Here is a 17538-nt window from a genome sequence, read left to right on the forward strand (position 1 = left end):
AAATGCGCAGAGTATTTACAAGGCATAACCAGGGGTTAAAACTGCGTTAATAGTAACATAAAATTTTAAGAACTCGAGTGCTACGAACGCGGTAAATACTGAGGAATTCTAATACAGGCGGCAACTAAAACTGCCAACACCTGTTCATCAAAAATGCCAGTTGAGAACGCCTCGGCATCGATGATACCAGTACAGCCTGAAATGTTATCAAACATAGGTAAACATGCTTCAGATTGTACTTTAGGATCACAGGTATAATACTCACCACCTTGCGCTACGTATTCAGCGACATCATTCACAACTCGCCCTTTAGAAGATAAAGCAACTTGTACGTTATTACTTATCTTTGCAAAATCCTCTGTAAGCGGAAACAAAGGACGGCTTGGCGCGCCATGATAAGCCAGTTTAAGTAACTGCTCTCCTTCAGGGGTTAAGGTATTTGCATAAATACCAAACCAATCCACCTGTGTTTTATCAACAACGAATTGCACAATCGCATTGAGCTTTTCCAATAACACTTTATTTTCTTGGTTATTATTGATGTAACTTTCTAACTCAAAAGGTGCATCTTGTAATTGACCAAATAAACTGCAGCTTCCGCCTTCCCCTAATTCAGGGATCAAATAAGACCAAACCGCATTCGAAGTGCCTTGTTCAGAATTTAGAAATGCATCTAATTCTGCTAGCGCTTGCTCAACAAGTGAAGGCGATGTCGTTACGCCCGAAAGTGAAAGATAAGAAGTAATCATTTTAGCCATCCAAACATCCAGATACCCGAAACTTAACACACAAAATCAGCTTTGCAAAGGTACAAAGCCAATTCATTGAGAACATTAAAGACCAGTGAAAGTTAGAAATAATTCCGGATAAAAATTTTTTAGCAGATAGGTATAGCGCTAGGGCTTATTTGACTTTGAGATATGACTTTTTCGAAGCAAAAGTTTTATACACTTAATTAAGACGTTCAGTCAGCGCCTAAATACTCAATCAAGAAATATAAGGATTGTTATTTAATGAGTATATAAGCTCAACACAATTGCCAGTTTCATTATAAGATACCGAATGGGCTATTTCATTTAGTAAGCCAACCCCTCTACCATGCTCTTGACACAAAGAAGCCGTGCTATCTTCTTTTACATGAAAACCAGTACCAGAGTCTGTAATGGTAAATCTAATGTGTTGATGCTGAGGTTCGTAATTTGCACTTATTTCGATCCGAGCTGCTTGCAACTTTGCCAATGCTTCTTCACGCATTTGATAGAAAATAAAAAATCCATCTTCTTGATTTTTAATTTCTGAATCTAACCCCAATACCCCATGATCTAATGCGTTGTTATAGGCTTCAGAAAGCAGTAGAAAAATATTTGAACGGTGATTATCAACCCCTTCAACCGTACTTAACATGTTTACCAGCTCTAAAATGGGGTCATTTCGTTTCATTTGTTCTGCGTTTAGCACAACGTGAAAGTCAAATGGCAACTGAGAGTAACTCACTTCTGAATTGATAACCAACGGATTCGCAACACAGTTTATAATTGCGATACTCAAGTCATCTTGTTGTTCACTGTGACCAGAAAACTGATGTACTTGAGAAATAATATCTTCGGTGCCGATATTTGTTCTGCTTGCAAGCGTCGCTTTTAAACGCTCTTCACCAAACATTTCACCTTGTTTACTTTCTGTCTCGACAATGCCATCTGTAGCCATAACAAGCCGGTGAGCGTCATTAACCTCAAAATGAACAATATTCCTTTCGAACTCATCAGCTTCTAGAATACCCAATGCCATATGCTGTGACTCAAGGGTTTTAATTACCGCCCCGCTTTTATCTATTAAATAGATATCCGGTATACCACCTAACCAGGCTGAAACACTTCGCCCTGATTCACTTAACTCTATGATCGCTGCAGCACAGAACATATGACCAGGCAATAACTCTGCCAATGCATTATTTAATTCATAAGCGATGTCGCTCACCGCCATGCCTTTTGCCACCATTGCATAGAAAATACGAGAGGCTGGTAACGCCCCAACTGCAGCAGCTAAACCATGACCAGTAAAATCCCCAAGCAGACAATAGAAACCACCGAGCGGACTCTGTGCCATTAAAAACATGTCGCCATTGAACATAGACGCTGGCGATAGATGGAAGTCACAAATGTTTGGAAAGTTTTTCTGCTGCGAAAGCGCATTACTAAAAATGTGCTCCACAATTTCATGCTCACGCTCAGTTTGGTTATAGTGGTATTCGAGCTCTTTCTTCTGCCTATTAGCTTCTTGGCTTAAACGACGTGTTCTTGCATGCGCTTTAATTTTGGCTGAAAGAATGATTTTATCGAAGGGTTTGTGGATAAAATCATCACCACCCACCTCAAGACATTTTTCAAAACTTTGGTGATCTTCAAGCGCAGTAATAAAGATAATCGGTAAGTAAACATCCCCAGCTTGGTGCTTGATAAGAGGTGCCGTTTCAAAACCATCCATTACAGGCATCATGACATCAAGCAAAACGATATCAATAGAGTGCTCGTTCAGCTTTTCAAGCGCTTGCTGCCCATTGTTTGCAAGCTCGACCAGATAATTTTGTTGCTCGAGCATGGTTTTAAGCAAAGTGCAGTTTAAGGGTTGGTCATCAACGACTAAAATACGCAAGGTAGGATCTTATCTAAATCAGTCGATATCAAACTTTTTATCAAAACGCGAGATTTGCAATATTTTCTTTAGCTGAGGACGACAGTTACTAATTGTAATGCTCGACACAGATTCACCCAACGTTTTCTTCATATTTAAAAGCATACCAAGGGCAGAACTATCCATATAATCAGTTTCTCGCAAATCGATAATCACCTTATCCGTTTGCCCATCTACCTCAGCATACGCTTGACGGAAAGACTGAACCAAATTGAAATCAAACTTTCCCTTTATCTGTATCGTCAACGTTTTGCCATCGGCAGAAGCGCTCTTGCTCAAACTCATTATAACCTCCTAATATGGTTCGAATTTGTTATTCATCCGTTGTTCTTAAATATAACTTGTTTAGAAATAATCGCCAAAAAATATCAAACTTATTATCAAAATTTATTTAAATGCATAAAAATCATACCATTATCAAGATGTGTTCAATGCACTCTACGAAACTGCTATTATTCAGGAATGGAAACAAAAGAGCACTGAAAAATGTCTGAAAATAATCTTGTTTATTCAACTGAGTTTGGCCGTATTAAACCTGAGAGCGAAAACAATGAGCCTGAAGTCCGTCTATTTAAAGATGGGGCAGTCCGCATTGAAAGGCAAACCAAAGGCCGTAAAGGGAAAGGCGTCATGCTGGTTGTTGGTATTGATCCGTCTGAGCATGATTTAAAGAAACTCGCCAAAACACTTAAAAGTAAAATGGGTCAAGGCGGTGCAGTAAAAGAAGGCGTCATTGAAATACAAGGAGATGACCGAGACAAGCTTAAACAAATACTAGAAGCGATGAAGTTCAAGGTCAAAATTGCGGGGGGCTAATAACCCCCCCTTTTGTTATTGTACTTTAAAGACTTCAACAGCCTCTTCTGGGATAGGTGGGCTATAGTAGTAACCTTGTACTACATAACAGTTATTATTTGCTAAGAAATCTACTTGCTCTTTCGTTTCAACCCCTTCAGCAACAACCTCAAGATTAAGCTTTTGGGCCATCGCGATAATAGCTGCAGTAATTTCCATATCATTTGGGTCTTCAGGAATATCTTTCACAAATGAGCGATCTACTTTAAGAATATCAACTGGGAAGCGTTTTAAATAACTCAAAGACGAATAACCCGTACCAAAGTCATCAATAGATAAAGAAACCCCTAAGGCCTTAATTTGGTGTAATTGAGAAATTGCTGCTTCTACATCTCCCATAAGCATACTCTCAGTCAGCTCAAGATGAAGTAATTTAGGTGGCATATTTGTACGTGCTAATACATCAGACAACACGCGTTTCATATTACTATCTTTAAACTGTCTCGCAGACAGGTTAATTGACATGTTTCCAACTTTGCCTTGCTGCTGTAACTTCACCGAGAAGCGACATGCGGCCTCGAGTACCCACTCTCCCAGCTTAACAATTAAACCCGTAGCTTCAGCTATTGGAATAAATTTAGTCGGTGGAATAGGCCCTCTTTCAGGGTGCTCCCAACGAATTAACGCTTCATAACCAACCACTTCATTAGTACGGTAATCAACCTGTGGTTGGTAATGCAAAGTGAATTGATTATCACGAATAGCCGAGCGCAGTTCATTTTCTATATACAAGCGCTCGTTTGCTGCTTCATCTAACTCTTGAGAGTAGAAATGGAACGTGTTTCGCCCTTTTGCTTTGGCCTCATACATGGCTAAATCAGCGTGTTTAAGTAATTGCTCTTCTTCTTTACTGTCAAAAGGCGCAAGCGTAATACCAATACTGGCACTCACAATCACTTCATTATTGCCAAGTTTAATTGGCACGTTCAGTGTGCGCTGGATCATCTGAGCAACATCCATCGCATTATCTCGTTTCTCAATGCCACTTAACAGTACGGCAAATTCATCACCACCTAATCGTGCTATCGTATCTTCAGCTCTTAGACGGGTTTTAAGTCGATCGGCTACTTCTACTAGTAAGCGATCGCCAGCGTCATGACCCAACGTATCGTTAATTCGTTTAAATTCATCTAAGTCAAAGTAGAACAGTGCAAATGCGTAATGACCACGTTCAGCTAATGCCATCGACTTTTTCAACTGCATTCTAAAGAAGGTACGGTTGGCAAGGCCTGTTAGCGTATCAAAGTAAGCCAACTCTTCCATCTTGCGCTGGCTCTCTTTAACAAACGAGATATCCTGAGCTGACGCCACATAACTCGAAATATGCCCGCTTTCATCACGAATAGGAGAAATACTTAAGCTCACCCAAATAGGTTCATTTGTCACCCCTTGCAGGATGGTATCACCACGCCAATAATTTCGACTTCGCAAATCAAGGTCTATGTCTTCAATTAGTATCGACATCTCTTTGGAAATAATGCTCAATAAAGGCTGTCGGGCATAATGTGCTTCATTGTAGCCAGTCATTTCTTGCATTTTTGGGTTTACGTATTCGATTTGAAAATGCTCATTGGTTATCACTACCGCAGTACCCGAGAACTCAACTGCTTTAGACAATCTATCTGCCGCTTTTTGCGCTATTTCTTTTTCCGTAATTTTATTGTTTAAACCCGTTACTAAGGTTTTAATTTCTTTGCCCATATCATTGAAAGTGGCATTTAGGAGGCCAATTTCATCATTATTATTAGGCATTGCCGGCATATCCCATTGACCACGACCAAAATCTTTTACTGCACTGACCGTATTATTTATCCGCTGTAGCACCAGTTTATAAAGCACTTGATGCAATAAGAGAGCAACGAACATCGCATATAAAACAAATAAACCAAAGAATTTAACTTTTAGCTCTTCTAATGCAGCAAGCGCTGAATCACGCTTTTTGTAAATGCCAACATACCAACCTAACTCTGTAAGTTGGGTGACATTAATAAGGTGAGTTTCACCTTTTAAGTCAAAAACTGACTGCCTGTCTGGCAGCTTTAGCTTCAATGTATCATCTACAACCTTTGCAAGTGCTGGCGTTAATTCATTGCGACTGATAGCAGAGCCCGTATTAAAGATTTTTTGTAGATTTGGCGCAGCAAGAATATTGCCCTGACCATCAAAAATTAAGTATCCCTGATTCGTAGTTGGCACTGGCAGGTGCTTAAGTAGGTCCACCATACTAATATCTGTCCCTACGAAACCTTGATATTCCTCTTCAAAGTAAAGAGGTACAAGAATACTGATGACCCATTTACTCCATACATCGTCGTAGTGCACTTTTGACCAAACAGCTTCGCGTGTCGGGTTTAGCTCTTGTTTAAGTTGGGCAATGGTTTGACCATCGAACAAGCCTTTTTTAGGGGCTGCGTTCAATAGCGTATTGGGCGGAGATATCCTGACAAACTGATTGTTCGTCACCATGTAAAAGTTAAAAAAGTCTTGTAATAAAGGTGGCGCAATAATATCCCATAGCGCTTCTGAACGAGCAAAAAACTGCTTATGCACTTCATCTAAAGATTCACCTGCAAAATAGGCGGCCGTTAAACCATTCGATGCCGTGCTTCGATAAGCGCCGTCTTTATATTGTATTGGAGATGGTGAATGATTTTGAATGGTCTGATCATCATAAAAAAGATGTTTAGTTACAACAGCACCAGTTTGTTCAGACAGACTCTTTTTTAATTCAAGATAGTTAGAGAATTGATTTATGACTTGGGTACTAAAGCGCTTTAGATCTGCATACTCTTCAAATACAAGCTGCTTTTCTTCTGACTTTAACATGAAAGCAGCAGCAAAAATTCCCGCAACCAAACACACCGCCGAAATTAAAATCGATAGTTTGACGCTTAAAGAATTAAAACCAAACCTTGAAGGGGGTCGACGATTGACCACTGCTAAACCCTTATTAAAATTGTTATTTTTATATCGATATCGTTTCCCCAATATATCAGAATGTTTTCCTTTTCGCCAAGTTAGGGGCCTACAATCTCGCAACAAATGAGAAAAAAATACCGGTAAAGACTAAGGTAGTGCTTGTATGCACTTATCCCCTGTGTTAATAATGTACTCAATCTATTAAGTAATTCTTAATTAAACAATGACAAATTTCATTACTCGCAAAACTTATTTCTTTTTTAGCTTCTTTTTTAGATGAAGAGGCTTACCTGTTTGCGCGTGATTACGAATAGATAAGCCTCCCAACTGGGAGGTTTTTTTTTGCCGCTGGGAATGAGGACCTATGACAGAAAATACTTTAAATGCTTTACGCAAAGATATAAATGAAATCGATTCAGACTTAATGGTGTTACTGGCAAAGCGCCGTCGCATCAGCCATAGCGTTTTGGAATATAAAATTGCGAACAATAAACCTGTTCGCGACGAAGAGCGAGAACAAGCTTTGCTAGAAAAGCTGATTAACTATGGTAAGTCACTCGGTCTTGATGCATTTTATGTAAACAGTGTTTTTCAAACTATTTTGGAAGATTCGGTTTTAAATCAACAGGCATTATTACAAAAGAGCCTAAACCCTGATTCATTGAGTGACACACATCGTGTTGCTTATTTAGGTGGACAAGGCTCTTATAGCCAGCTTGCTTGTCATAAATACTTCAGCCGCCGCCCAGGTAAGTTAGTTGAAATGGGCTGTCAAAGTTTTGAACAAATCACTCAGCATGTTGAAAAAGGTCAAGCAGATTATGGTCTTTTACCAATTGAGAATACCAGCTCAGGCAGTATCAACGAAGTATTCGACTTATTACAACATGCCCAAGTGACCATAGTCGGTGAAGTTACTCACTCTGTTGAACACTGCTTATTAGCAGCGCCAGGCACTGAGTTAAGTGACATTCAAAAAGTATTTGCTCACCCTCAGCCATTTGCACAATGTAGCCGCTTTATTCAAGGGTTAGATAATGTATTGCATGAAACATGTGATTCGACATCAAGTGCCTTAAAGCAAGCATCAGAAACACCAAATGGCGCTGCCATTGGTTCTGCGCAGGCAGGTAAAAATGTCGGCCTTGAAGTCATCAAAGCTGGACTTGCGAATCAAACTGAAAACCACAGCCGTTTTATTGTTGTGGCGCGCAAAGCATTACAAGTGTCAACTCAGATCCCAACTAAAACAAGTCTAATTATGGCAACCAAGCAGCAGGTTGGTTCTTTGGCCGATGCACTAATGGTCTTCAAAGCCCATAACATCAATATGGTGAAGTTAGAATCACGACCTGTGCCTGGCAACCCTTGGGAAGAAGTATTCTATGTTGATTTACTTGCTAATACGGCAGAAAAGCATGTGCAAAACGCCCTAGAAGAGCTTAAAAATCACACTCAATTTGTGCGTATTTTAGGATGCTATCAAAGTGAGTCTATGCAAGCCGTTGAAGTTTAAAACTCTATCTAGATAACTGTAAAATCCAAAAAGGCGCTGAATGAAGCGCCTTTTTAATACCTTCGTTTTATCCTGTTTTTTAATTAATAGAGAGATAGAGAGAAGTAGAATTATAAATCTAACACTTTGGCATCATTCGCTTTATTCAGCAAACCACGACTTTGCTTTAAGAACTGCTCTGCACAGCCCGAAAAATATTGCTTTGCCTCTGAGAACGAATCAATCAATGCCGCTTTGTCACCCGCTTTCAGTTTATCCAATGTCAATTCAAAGGTTTCTTGGTAACTCGCTAATAACCCTTCTACATCATTAAATTGCGCTAACATAATGTCTGAATATAACTCTGGGGACTGAGCAAATAGCCTGCCGACCATCATTAATTCAAGCTGGTATATGGGTGAAGAGCAGCTTCGTAGTTCCTCTAATGTATGACACTGTTTCGCCAAAAATTGGCCATAGACGAACGTGGTTAAGTGACGCATCACCTGAATGATCTGCATGGCTTGGTCATGCTTTTTCGCATCCATTTCGACTAGCTGGCAACCCCATACTTTTAACTGTTCTAGTAGACCAGAACATGCCTCAGACATTCGCCCTTCACAGACCACAACAGTTTGCTTTACCCAATGAGAAATATCAGGGCCAAACATTGGGTGAAGACCAACAACTGGACCTGTATGCCTATCCATAAGCACTTTCAAAGGCGCTTGCTTAACGGAGGTAATATCAACTAAGACACAGTCATCAGGTAAAGCTGGCAATGACGAAACCACTTCTTCTAAGGCGTTAATTGGCACACTCACAAGCACTAATTTAGCGCCAGTTAATATTGTTTCGGCATCGGCTTGTTGTGCTCGGTCCAAAATACGAATCTCATACCCTGAGCGAGTAAGCTGCTTAGCGAATAACTGACCCATCGCCCCTTCACCACCGACAATCACGACAGGAGATAATTCAGGCGCTTTACAGGCTAACTTGCTTTGCTGATTTTCGTATGCTTCACGCATCATGCGCCTAAGCATATCTTCAACTAGATCTGGGTTTACGCTGTGCTCTTCAGCTTGCTGTCTTCTTGCTTCGATCAAAATGCTTTCTCTATCAGGGGCGTGTAAAGGTGCGCCTATCTCTTGTTTGATAGCACCGATTTGAGATGTTAATGCGTTGCGTTTAGCAAGAAGTTGTACGAGCTGACTGTCGCATTCATCAATGCCGGCTCGAAGTTGTGCTAATGTTTGCTCACCCGTCATAACTGTAAACTTTTATAAACACCAGTAAATAAATAATTACAACTAGTCTAACAGGATGGTATGACAGATAAAAGTGAAGGGATGAATTAATTTTATACCAATCCTCTTAATTAAGTGATCTATTTTGAGGCGAGGAAAACTCGTCGATAGCAAGGCGAAAATTTTGCAGTTTAGTTGTTCTAAATAAGAAATTTTTAACGAAGCTAGCGTCAGTTTTAGTCCCTAGAAATGATTGAGTATTATTGAGGCTTGGTATAAGACTATGACATCACAAAGTGCGATATAGTTTTTTTGGGCATATAAACCAAAACAGGCCACTCAAAGAGTGGCCTGTTTTTAAAGCGTAGTAAAACGCGCGTATTAGTTAAGTTTTTCTTTAATACGTGCTGATTTACCTGAACGCTCACGTAGGTAGTAAAGCTTAGCGCGACGAACTGCACCGCGACGCTTAACTGTGATGCTATCTACTAGTGGGCTGTGCGTTTGGAATACACGCTCAACACCTTCACCGCTCGAGATTTTACGAACTGTGAAAGCTGAGTGTAGACCACGGTTACGCTTAGCGATAACAACACCTTCAAAGGCCTGTAGACGCTCTTTGTTACCTTCTTTAACGCGTACCTGTACAACAACTGTATCACCAGCGCCGAACGCAGGTACGTCTTGCTTAAGCTGTTCAGCTTCAAGCTCTTTAATAATATTTTGGTTTACTTTTGCCATTTTATTTCTCACATTCCTAGGTGTAACTGTCTTCTAGCCACAAGCTTGTTCATGTTCTCGCTGAAATTCAGCAAGTAACATGGCTTGCTCCTCAGTCAGAGCTAGGTTACGCAACAAGTCAGGACGTCTAAGCCAAGTTCTGCCTAATGACTGCTTTAGCCGCCATTTGGCTATCTCTTTATGGTTTCCGCTGAGTAATACAGCAGGCACCTGCTTACCATCCAATGTTTCTGGCCGTGTATAATGAGGACAATCTAACAAGCCATCCGAAAAGGAGTCTTGCTCAGCTGATTGGTTGTGACCTAAAACACCTGGCACCAAACGCGCAACTGCGTCGATTAGTGTCATGGCCGGTAGTTCACCACCACTGAGAATAAAATCGCCGATGGACCATTCTTCGTCTACATAAGACTCGATGATCCGCTCATCAATACCTTCATAACGACCCGCAACTAATATCAGTTTTTCTGATGCAGCTAATTCAGCTGCACCTTGCTGATCTAGTTTTCGCCCTTGAGGGGACATATAAATTACTTTAGCGCTTTCTCCTGCTGCCGCTTTGGCATCAAGAATAGCTTGTTTTAATGGGTTAACCATCATCAACATGCCCGGACCGCCACCATAAGGTCTGTCATCTACGGTTCTATGCTTATCAGTTGCATAGTCTCGTGGATTCCAACTGTTAAACTCGATTAAACCGTTTTTAACAGCGCGTCCCGTTACGCCTTGCTGGGTAATCGCATCAAACATTTCGGGAAACAGTGAAATAACACCGACCCATAATGGTTTTTGCTGGCTCATTTAAAAGCCTGGATCCCAGTCTACAGTAATTACTTTTTCTTCATGATTAACACCCTTGATAACTGAATCAGTTAAGAACGGAATTAATCGTTCTGATTGGCCAAACGCATCTTTTTTATTTGCTTTCACAACTAAAACGTCGTTTGAACCAGTCTCCATCAAGTCATCGACTGTGCCTAAGTTATAACCTTTATCAGTTACAACAGACATGCCGATAAGATCTCGCCAATAGAACTCACCTTCAGGGAGTTCAGGAAGCTGCGCTGAATCAACTGAGATTTCCACATTGGTCAAAGCCATTGCTTCGTCTCGGTCGTTTACTTGCGCAAACTTGGCGATAAAGCCCTTGTTGTGGCGACGCCAGTCACTCACTTCAAGAGATTGCCATTTACCTTGTTGCCCTATCAACCATGGGCTGAATTCGAAGATCCCTTGGGGATCATCAGTAAATGAATGCACCTTAAGCCAGCCCTTAATACCATAAGGGGCACCAAGCTTACCTACTACAATAATCGAGGTGTTTTCTTGACTCATGGTTACACTTACGCCTATTAAGCCGCTTTACGAGCGTCTTTAACTAACTTAGCTACGCGATCTGAAAGAGATGCGCCTTGACCTACCCAGTGATCAACACGAGATAAATCTAAACGTAATTTCTCTTCTTGACCCGCAGCGATTGGGTTAAAGAAACCTACTTTCTCGATGAAACGACCGTCACGTGAGAAACGGCTATCCGCAACCACGATTTGATAGAATGGACGCTTTTTAGCGCCGCCACGTTGCAAACGAATAGTTACCATACCGTCCTCAATTAGTTGACTGTTTTCATTAATAAGATTTGCTTCCCAATTTGGGAAGCTGGGGAATTGTACGAGTTTTTTCCAACAATGCAAGTTTGTTTTGGATTTTATTCTCTTAGGCACCTTCCCTGTAATTGCTTGGTAGTTGAAAAGCTTAATAAATTTGTCATACGAACAAAAACGGATGTAAGAACTCACATCCGTTTTTTAAATCTAGTGACGAAGAGTAGCCTTAAAATGTCATTTTTGCATTGAGAGCAAAGTTTCTTCCTGGCTGCGTAAATTGTGTTAAATCAGCGTCTGCAGCTTGACCTGCAACACTTTCATAAGGGGTGTATGCTTTATCAAATAAATTGAATATGCCGGCATTCAACTTCACTCCACCAAAGTCATAATCAGCAAATAAATCAACAGTCCCCCACCCTGATGTTTGAACCATGTCGTTATTTGGTACCTTTGTCATACGCTTGGCAAACTTAAACGCTCCTGTGACTGACCAATCGCCTTGTTCATAGCGGGCTTTCACAAAGCCATTTAGCGGACTAATTGAATTTAAGTACTCATTGGTTTCTTTATCTTTACCATTTATAAAAGTAAGGCCTGTATCAAATGAGACATTATCGTTAACCCACACTGTATAAGTTGTCTCAAGCCCTTTTATTTCGACCTCACTGATATTTTGATACTGGTAATACGTTTTTGGTGGCATGTTTGGAATGGTACTTGGCTCCACACGCACAACTTTATTGCCTATGAAGTCCTCGAATTTTGTATTGAACAAGGTAATAGTAAAACCATGTGACTCAAAATCACCTTTAACGCCAAACTCAACACTGTCACTGGTTTCAGGGTTTAGTTCTGAATTTGGTAAAATCTGGTAAAACGGTTCAACACCATGGCTTTGATATGCAAGGTCATGTGGTGGAATTTTAAAGCCTCGAGCGTATTGTGCAACAAGGTTAAGATTGTCAGAAAAAGAATAAACTAAACCAAGTTTTGGTGATAACGCCGTTTCAGTAATATCAGAAAACTCAGCCCCCTCATACAAGGCATCTTTTTTCGGCGTCATGTCATATCTATCTACACGAATACCAGCATTAAGGTCTAAAGAATCAGGTATAAGCGTTATATTGTCCTGAACAAATATCCCGAGCATACTTGTATCTGCACCAGGAAAGGTTTTCTGCCCTTCTTTATCAAGTAGTTTGTTCCCTTGCGCATCAAGTCGTGTTTTATATCGTGGCCTAGCTGTATCATAACTATCGTAATCGAAACCATAAACGAATTGGTGGTTTAACCCTGCTACTTCTAAGTTTTTATCCAGTACAACTCGAGCTCCCAAAATAGACTGCTCGAATCGATAGTCATTGTAATCAGTGTAAGGACCAGTTCTACTGCGACTACCGTCATTTGCGCGTAGTTGGTCGCTCTTCTGCTCAAAGTTGGTGTAATAGACTTGTGCCTTTAAATTATCGTAAAAAGCAGTCGCACTCGCGCTATCAAATGCTAAAGACACAGATAGGCTTTCATTCTGATCCGTTGTCTCATTAATTGTGGCTGCTATAACTTGCTTTGTTTCTTGGTCAAAAAAGTCAACCGTTGCCAATAAACGCTCTTTGTCTGAAATATCAAATTCTGATTTGATCAATACAGCATTCGAGGTGTAATCAAAGCCTGGCAGATTTTCTTGGTAGTTTTGCGCTTCTCTACCATCTCTTCTCGTTAATTGAATTGATGTCGCATTCATCTCACCTACTTTCTGAGCATACGTAGCTGAAAAACTCTTTTCAGAATTAACGCCATAATAACCCAACCCTAATTGCGCATATGCGGTGTCATTCGCCAAATAATCTGATGGGTCTTTGGTTGAGATAACAACAATACCGCCAAGCGCATCAGAACCATACAAAGAGGACGCGGCACCTTTGGCAACTTCAATTTGTTGAACATTATCGATATCAAAGTATCCACGACCAATAAGTAAGCCAGCTCCACCTATATAAGCATCGTTTACACGACGGCCATCTTTGATATATACCACACGGTTTCCGCCGATACCTCGAATATTGAGCGCTTGAGCTTCACCTGTAGAGCCCGATGTTGTAATCCCTGTTTGATACTTAAATGCGGTATTTAAGTCCACTGCCAACTCACGTTCAATTTCTTGTTCAGTAACGACATTCACTGAGCCCGCAACATCAACCAGTTTTTGCTCAATTCGAGAGCCTGACACAACAATAACTTCACTTTGCTTTTCAAACTGAGCTTCTTCAGCCGCAGTAATAAACGAACATGATGCAGTTAATACAGCTGCAGTAATACTGATCGAAATGGGTGTCTTCTTAAACATTTTTTTACCTCAAACAGGAAGAACGAATCAATTTCGAGAGCACTATAATCACATTTTAAATTAATCACAAATGATAATTGTTTTTATTATTATGTAGATTTTAAGAACTCTGATAGGTATTATCAGTAAACGAGGATGAAATAACGTAGAGGGATTTAGCAATTTGCTCATAGAACCAAAGCTATGACTATGAGTGCTATTAAAATTTATAAACAAGAGAAAACAATGAAACACATTATTTCTATTGGTTTACTGCTTTTAACCATTAGCTTTAATAGCTCAGCACAAAGAATTGTAACTGCAGGTGGCACCATCACAGATATTGTCTATGCACTTGGCGCTGGAGAGAAAGTAGTCGCTGTAGATACATCAAGTACTTGGCCACCTAAAGCAGTTGCTTTACCTAAAGTAGGTTATTATCGAGATCTGGCTGCCGAAGGCGTTTTATCAAAACAACCAACAATTATACTTGCCTTAGAAGGTACAGGTCGCCCCGAAGTACTTACGCAATTAAAGAGTACAGGTGTTGCACTCAAGCTTTATAACAAACCTAAGCATGTAGATGGGCTTTTTCAATTAATCAATCAAGTCGCCACTGATTTAAACCAACAAGAAAGCGCGCAAAAGCTTATCGCACAACTAAAAAAAGCATTGCCAGCCAAAGCCCCCCTTTCTGAATCTAAAGCATTATTTATTCTTTCAGCTGGTGAGCGAGGGTTAATGGTCGCAGGCAAAGAAACGGTGCCTGATTTACTTTTTAGTTATACAGGCGTGCGTAACCTCGCTCAACATAAGGGCTTTAAACCTTTTAACCGCGAATCTTTAGTAGTGAGTAACCCTGATTTCTTGGTGGCACCTAGCCATGTTGTAAATGGCGCTGGCGGCGCTGAAAAGTTTTGCCAACAGGCTGCACTTGCGTTAATTCCAGCTGCAAAAGCATGTCGGCTACTTATTATGGACTCCTTAATGGCACTGGGTATGACAACACGCTTACCAGAAGCTATCGCGACATTAAATGAATTTCACCTTAAAAATGTACTATGACCACTCTTGCGCTTCCTACACTTCACTCTAACCAGCACTTAAAATGGTATTGGCTCAGTGCCATCTCACTCTTTTTCTTGGCTTGGCTTTCATTAAGCACGGGACCAGTGGGTTGGGATTGGAAAATGCCAATTGCATGGTTAATGCCCGATAGTTTTGTAACCGACATCGACACATTGCAACTTAGCGTAGTATCGCAAATTCGCTTACCAAGACTTGTTCTGGCCATTCTGATCGGCTCGGTTTTAGCTTGCAGTGGGGCCGCTACACAAGCCTTATGTAGAAACCCACTCGCAGATCCGAGTTTAATGGGGGTGACTGGCGGTGCGGCTGTCGCAGCGATTGCCGTCATTGCACTCGCGCCAAAAGTAAGCTTCATTAATGAAGCCATGATTGCGCCAGCTGCATTTGTCGGAGCGTTAACGATTACCAGTATTATTTACCGCCTAGCCAACCACCAAGGGCAAGTACAAATAACAACCCTACTACTCGCCGGCGTTGCCATCAATGCGATAGCCATGGCGATAATTGGACTCTTTAGCTTCTTTGCCGATGACAGTGCACTGCGTTTGATGACGTATTGGCAAATGGGTTCTCTGGGTGGTGCGAGCTGGTCAGCCATTACCTATGGTGCACCACTTATAATAGTGAGCACACTCTGTTTACTTATGAAAAAAAGACAAATTAATGCCCTTATGCTGGGCGAACGTGACGCAAGACATTTGGGCGTCAATGTAAAACGTCTGAAAACAGAAGTCGTCTTTTTCGTAGCACTCGGCGTTGGCGGTGCTGTTGCTATGGGTGGCATGATTGGTTTTGTTGGGCTGGTAGTGCCGCATATCGCAAGACTACTAGTTGGTCCAGATCTAAGAAAAATGCTGCCACTGAGTATGCTGCTGGGTTGTTTGTTAATGTTGCTGGCTGATTGGATAGCACGCTTAATTGTTGCCCCGTCTGAATTACCAATAGGCATTGTGACCGCATTATTTGGCGCACCTTTTTTCATCTACCAATTAATTAAACAAAAACGAGGTATGCATGCTTGAATGTCATAACCTTAATATTACACGCGGCAATAAGCATATTATTAAGAACTTGTCGTTTAACGCAAAGCAAGGCGAATTTATTGTATTACTGGGTGAAAATGGCGCCGGAAAATCAACACTATTGAGTGCAATTTGTGATGATTTATCTTTTTCTGGTCAGGTGACTTTATACAATCAGCTGTTATCTGACTTTGACCCAAATACATTGGCAAAACAAAGAGCGATGCTATTGCAAAATAATCGCGTCAATTTTGCGTTTAGTGCAGCCGAGTTGATTGCCATGGGCCGCTACCCGTATCAAGAAAGTACCAAAGAGCAGGCCGACACCGTAATTCAAATCATTGAGATGCTCTCTTTGGCTCATTTAGCAAATAGAGATGTCACTGTGTTATCGGGTGGAGAATTTCAACGAGTGCAATTTGCACGATGCTTGGCGCAACTCAATGCTCATAAAACGGATACCAAAGGCAAACTCATGTTGCTTGACGAACCGACCTCTGCATTAGATTTACACCATCAACATTGTACGTTAGGTAAAGCGAAAGCATTTGCAAAGCAAGGCAATACCGTCATTGCTGTATTGCATGACTTGAACCTCGCGTCATTATATGCGGATAGGGTTTTATTACTGCACGATGGATATATCCATCAAGATGGTAGTCCGCAACATGTCCTTAAAACAGACATACTACAACCTATATATAGAGCTGGCATGCAAATTAACCAGCATCCCAGCTTTTCAATTCCTATGATTTTTTCAGAACCTCTTACAGGAGCCCAAAATGCGTGAACAGGCAGCTTTTGAAGCACGCACTTTAGTCAGACAGTCACATGTTTGTGTGATCTCAACAATTTCAAAAAACCTGCAAGGTTATCCTTTTGGGTCTGTGTCGCCATTTATGACAGACAATCAAGGTCGGCTTATTTTTTATATTGCAGGGATTGCGCAACACTCACGAAACTTGAGTGAAGACAGTAGAATGTGTGCCACTGTATTTGATGCTGCAGAGCAAGGTGATCAGAATGCTCATGCCCGCGTTACAGTGGTTGGTGATGCGGCCCCAGTACCAAAAGAAGAATCTGAATTGCTACTGGCGAGATACGAACGACAATATCCAGAAGCCATATCGTACCGACAAGCCCATGATTTTCAGCTTTGGAGAATGGAAGTAAAGCGTGTTCGCTACATCGGGGGCTTTGGCCACATCTTCTGGATTGAACAAAATGAGTGGCAACTAAAAGCGCCGCAATTTTCGCTTGAAGATGAAGCTCGCATGGTAGAGCACATGAACGAAGATCACCGCGATGCCAATCAACTCATTCTTAAGCTTATTCATAATATTGAAGCCGATGATGTAGTGATGACAACGCTCGTATCGGATGGCTGTTATCTAAGAGCAGATGAGAAAAACTATTTCATTCAATTTGAAACGCCATGTCATGATGGTATGTCAGTGCGTAAAGAGCTAGTGAGATTAACAAAAGCAGCAAGATCGCAAGCAGAGGCTGTAAGCGCTTAGTTAGCGTCCTGTAAGCTTAAAACAAAAAA

General features: G+C 41.0%; 16 protein-coding genes. 6 read left to right on the forward strand and 10 right to left on the reverse strand.

The window, feature by feature from the left end; all coding sequences use genetic code 11:
* Positions 1 to 80: 80 nt before the first annotated feature.
* From ACGHEH_RS03020 to ACGHEH_RS03030, 3 genes are all read right to left on the reverse strand, one after another.
* Positions 81 to 749, reverse strand: coding sequence for a GAF domain-containing protein (locus ACGHEH_RS03020; protein WP_390441728.1), 669 nt, complete (start codon positions 747 to 749; stop codon positions 81 to 83).
* 238 nt (positions 750 to 987) lie between these two features.
* A complete protein-coding gene (locus ACGHEH_RS03025) occupies positions 988 to 2652 on the reverse strand; it encodes a SpoIIE family protein phosphatase (RefSeq protein ID WP_390441730.1) in 1665 nt (554 codons plus the stop codon).
* 18 nt (positions 2653 to 2670) lie between these two features.
* Positions 2671 to 2976: an STAS domain-containing protein gene (locus ACGHEH_RS03030; protein WP_058030687.1), complete on the reverse strand. Its 306-nt coding sequence runs from the start codon at positions 2974 to 2976 to the stop codon at positions 2671 to 2673.
* A gap of 201 nt (positions 2977 to 3177) precedes the next feature.
* Here ACGHEH_RS03030 and yciH point away from each other — a divergent pair, with 201 nt between their 5' ends.
* Entirely contained in the window at positions 3178 to 3507 is a 330-nt protein-coding gene (yciH, locus tag ACGHEH_RS03035; RefSeq protein ID WP_138482621.1) for a stress response translation initiation inhibitor YciH, read from the forward strand.
* A 15-nt stretch (positions 3508 to 3522) separates the two neighbouring features.
* On the opposite strand, the gene ACGHEH_RS03040 is transcribed toward yciH, so the two are convergent.
* Positions 3523 to 6483 carry an EAL domain-containing protein gene (locus tag ACGHEH_RS03040; RefSeq protein WP_390441732.1) on the reverse strand — a complete coding sequence of 987 codons (2961 nt, stop codon included), beginning with the start codon at positions 6481 to 6483 and terminating at the stop codon, positions 3523 to 3525.
* Between the two features lie 346 nt (positions 6484 to 6829).
* Between ACGHEH_RS03040 and ACGHEH_RS03045 the strand changes: the two genes are divergently transcribed.
* Complete coding sequence (locus ACGHEH_RS03045) at positions 6830 to 7981, forward strand: chorismate mutase (RefSeq protein WP_390441734.1); 1152 nt, start codon at positions 6830 to 6832, stop codon at positions 7979 to 7981.
* A gap of 110 nt (positions 7982 to 8091) precedes the next feature.
* Here the strand turns inward: ACGHEH_RS03045 and tyrA are convergent, their stop codons facing one another.
* The 6 genes from tyrA to ACGHEH_RS03075 form a co-directional block, all read right to left on the reverse strand.
* Positions 8092 to 9228, reverse strand: coding sequence for a bifunctional chorismate mutase/prephenate dehydrogenase (gene tyrA, locus ACGHEH_RS03050; protein WP_390441736.1), 1137 nt, complete (start codon positions 9226 to 9228; stop codon positions 8092 to 8094).
* A 360-nt stretch (positions 9229 to 9588) separates the two neighbouring features.
* Positions 9589 to 9948, reverse strand: a complete 360-nt coding sequence (gene rplS / locus ACGHEH_RS03055; protein ID WP_058030692.1) for a 50S ribosomal protein L19 — start codon at positions 9946 to 9948, stop codon at positions 9589 to 9591.
* A 33-nt stretch (positions 9949 to 9981) separates the two neighbouring features.
* On the reverse strand, positions 9982 to 10749 hold the full coding sequence (trmD, locus tag ACGHEH_RS03060) for a tRNA (guanosine(37)-N1)-methyltransferase TrmD (RefSeq protein ID WP_349285651.1): 768 nt from the start codon (positions 10747 to 10749) through the stop codon (positions 9982 to 9984).
* On the reverse strand, positions 10750 to 11283 hold the full coding sequence (gene rimM / locus ACGHEH_RS03065) for a ribosome maturation factor RimM (protein WP_058030694.1): 534 nt from the start codon (positions 11281 to 11283) through the stop codon (positions 10750 to 10752).
* 17 nt (positions 11284 to 11300) lie between these two features.
* Positions 11301 to 11549, reverse strand: coding sequence for a 30S ribosomal protein S16 (gene rpsP, locus ACGHEH_RS03070; protein WP_130255275.1), 249 nt, complete (start codon positions 11547 to 11549; stop codon positions 11301 to 11303).
* 232 nt (positions 11550 to 11781) lie between these two features.
* A complete protein-coding gene (locus ACGHEH_RS03075) occupies positions 11782 to 13899 on the reverse strand; it encodes a TonB-dependent hemoglobin/transferrin/lactoferrin family receptor (RefSeq protein ID WP_390441739.1) in 2118 nt (705 codons plus the stop codon).
* Between the two features lie 225 nt (positions 13900 to 14124).
* Between ACGHEH_RS03075 and ACGHEH_RS03080 the strand changes: the two genes are divergently transcribed.
* Genes ACGHEH_RS03080 through ACGHEH_RS03095 form a run of 4 tightly spaced genes read left to right on the forward strand, consistent with a single transcriptional unit; the run spans position 14125 to position 17509 of the window.
* Complete coding sequence (locus ACGHEH_RS03080) at positions 14125 to 14943, forward strand: hemin ABC transporter substrate-binding protein (protein WP_138629882.1); 819 nt, start codon at positions 14125 to 14127, stop codon at positions 14941 to 14943.
* The gene (locus tag ACGHEH_RS03085; protein ID WP_390441741.1) at positions 14940 to 15989 is read left to right on the forward strand and encodes a FecCD family ABC transporter permease; all 1050 of its coding nucleotides are present in this window, start codon (positions 14940 to 14942) and stop codon (positions 15987 to 15989) included. The genes ACGHEH_RS03080 and ACGHEH_RS03085 overlap by 4 nt, the downstream gene beginning before the upstream one ends.
* Complete coding sequence (locus ACGHEH_RS03090) at positions 15982 to 16779, forward strand: heme ABC transporter ATP-binding protein (RefSeq protein WP_390441743.1); 798 nt, start codon at positions 15982 to 15984, stop codon at positions 16777 to 16779. The genes ACGHEH_RS03085 and ACGHEH_RS03090 overlap by 8 nt, the downstream gene beginning before the upstream one ends.
* Positions 16772 to 17509: a HugZ family protein gene (locus ACGHEH_RS03095; RefSeq protein ID WP_390441745.1), complete on the forward strand. Its 738-nt coding sequence runs from the start codon at positions 16772 to 16774 to the stop codon at positions 17507 to 17509. The genes ACGHEH_RS03090 and ACGHEH_RS03095 overlap by 8 nt, the downstream gene beginning before the upstream one ends.
* Positions 17510 to 17538: the final 29 nt, after the last annotated feature.

The sequence above is a fragment of the Pseudoalteromonas sp. MTN2-4 genome, assembly GCF_042848605.1.
In the GTDB taxonomy this organism is placed as follows: Bacteria; Pseudomonadota; Gammaproteobacteria; order Enterobacterales; family Alteromonadaceae; genus Pseudoalteromonas.

Excerpts from the sequence above, each read along its gene's own strand:
- ACGHEH_RS03090 (WP_390441743.1), top strand. The coding sequence starts at position 15,982 with ATGCTTGAATGTCATAACCTTAATATTACACGCGGCAATAAGCATATT.
- ACGHEH_RS03085 (WP_390441741.1), top strand. The coding sequence starts at position 14,940 with ATGACCACTCTTGCGCTTCCTACACTTCACTCTAACCAGCACTTAAAA.
- rpsP (WP_130255275.1), bottom strand. The coding sequence starts at position 11,549 with ATGGTAACTATTCGTTTGCAACGTGGCGGCGCTAAAAAGCGTCCATTC.
- ACGHEH_RS03045 (WP_390441734.1), top strand. The coding sequence starts at position 6,830 with ATGACAGAAAATACTTTAAATGCTTTACGCAAAGATATAAATGAAATC.
- trmD (WP_349285651.1), bottom strand. The coding sequence starts at position 10,749 with ATGAGCCAGCAAAAACCATTATGGGTCGGTGTTATTTCACTGTTTCCC.
- ACGHEH_RS03080 (WP_138629882.1), top strand. The coding sequence starts at position 14,125 with ATGAAACACATTATTTCTATTGGTTTACTGCTTTTAACCATTAGCTTT.
- rplS (WP_058030692.1), bottom strand. The coding sequence starts at position 9,948 with ATGGCAAAAGTAAACCAAAATATTATTAAAGAGCTTGAAGCTGAACAG.
- rimM (WP_058030694.1), bottom strand. The coding sequence starts at position 11,283 with ATGAGTCAAGAAAACACCTCGATTATTGTAGTAGGTAAGCTTGGTGCC.
- ACGHEH_RS03095 (WP_390441745.1), top strand. The coding sequence starts at position 16,772 with ATGCGTGAACAGGCAGCTTTTGAAGCACGCACTTTAGTCAGACAGTCA.
- yciH (WP_138482621.1), top strand. The coding sequence starts at position 3,178 with ATGTCTGAAAATAATCTTGTTTATTCAACTGAGTTTGGCCGTATTAAA.
- tyrA (WP_390441736.1), bottom strand. The coding sequence starts at position 9,228 with ATGACGGGTGAGCAAACATTAGCACAACTTCGAGCCGGCATTGATGAA.
- ACGHEH_RS03020 (WP_390441728.1), bottom strand. The coding sequence starts at position 749 with ATGATTACTTCTTATCTTTCACTTTCGGGCGTAACGACATCGCCTTCA.
- ACGHEH_RS03030 (WP_058030687.1), bottom strand. The coding sequence starts at position 2,976 with ATGAGTTTGAGCAAGAGCGCTTCTGCCGATGGCAAAACGTTGACGATA.
- ACGHEH_RS03075 (WP_390441739.1), bottom strand. The coding sequence starts at position 13,899 with ATGTTTAAGAAGACACCCATTTCGATCAGTATTACTGCAGCTGTATTA.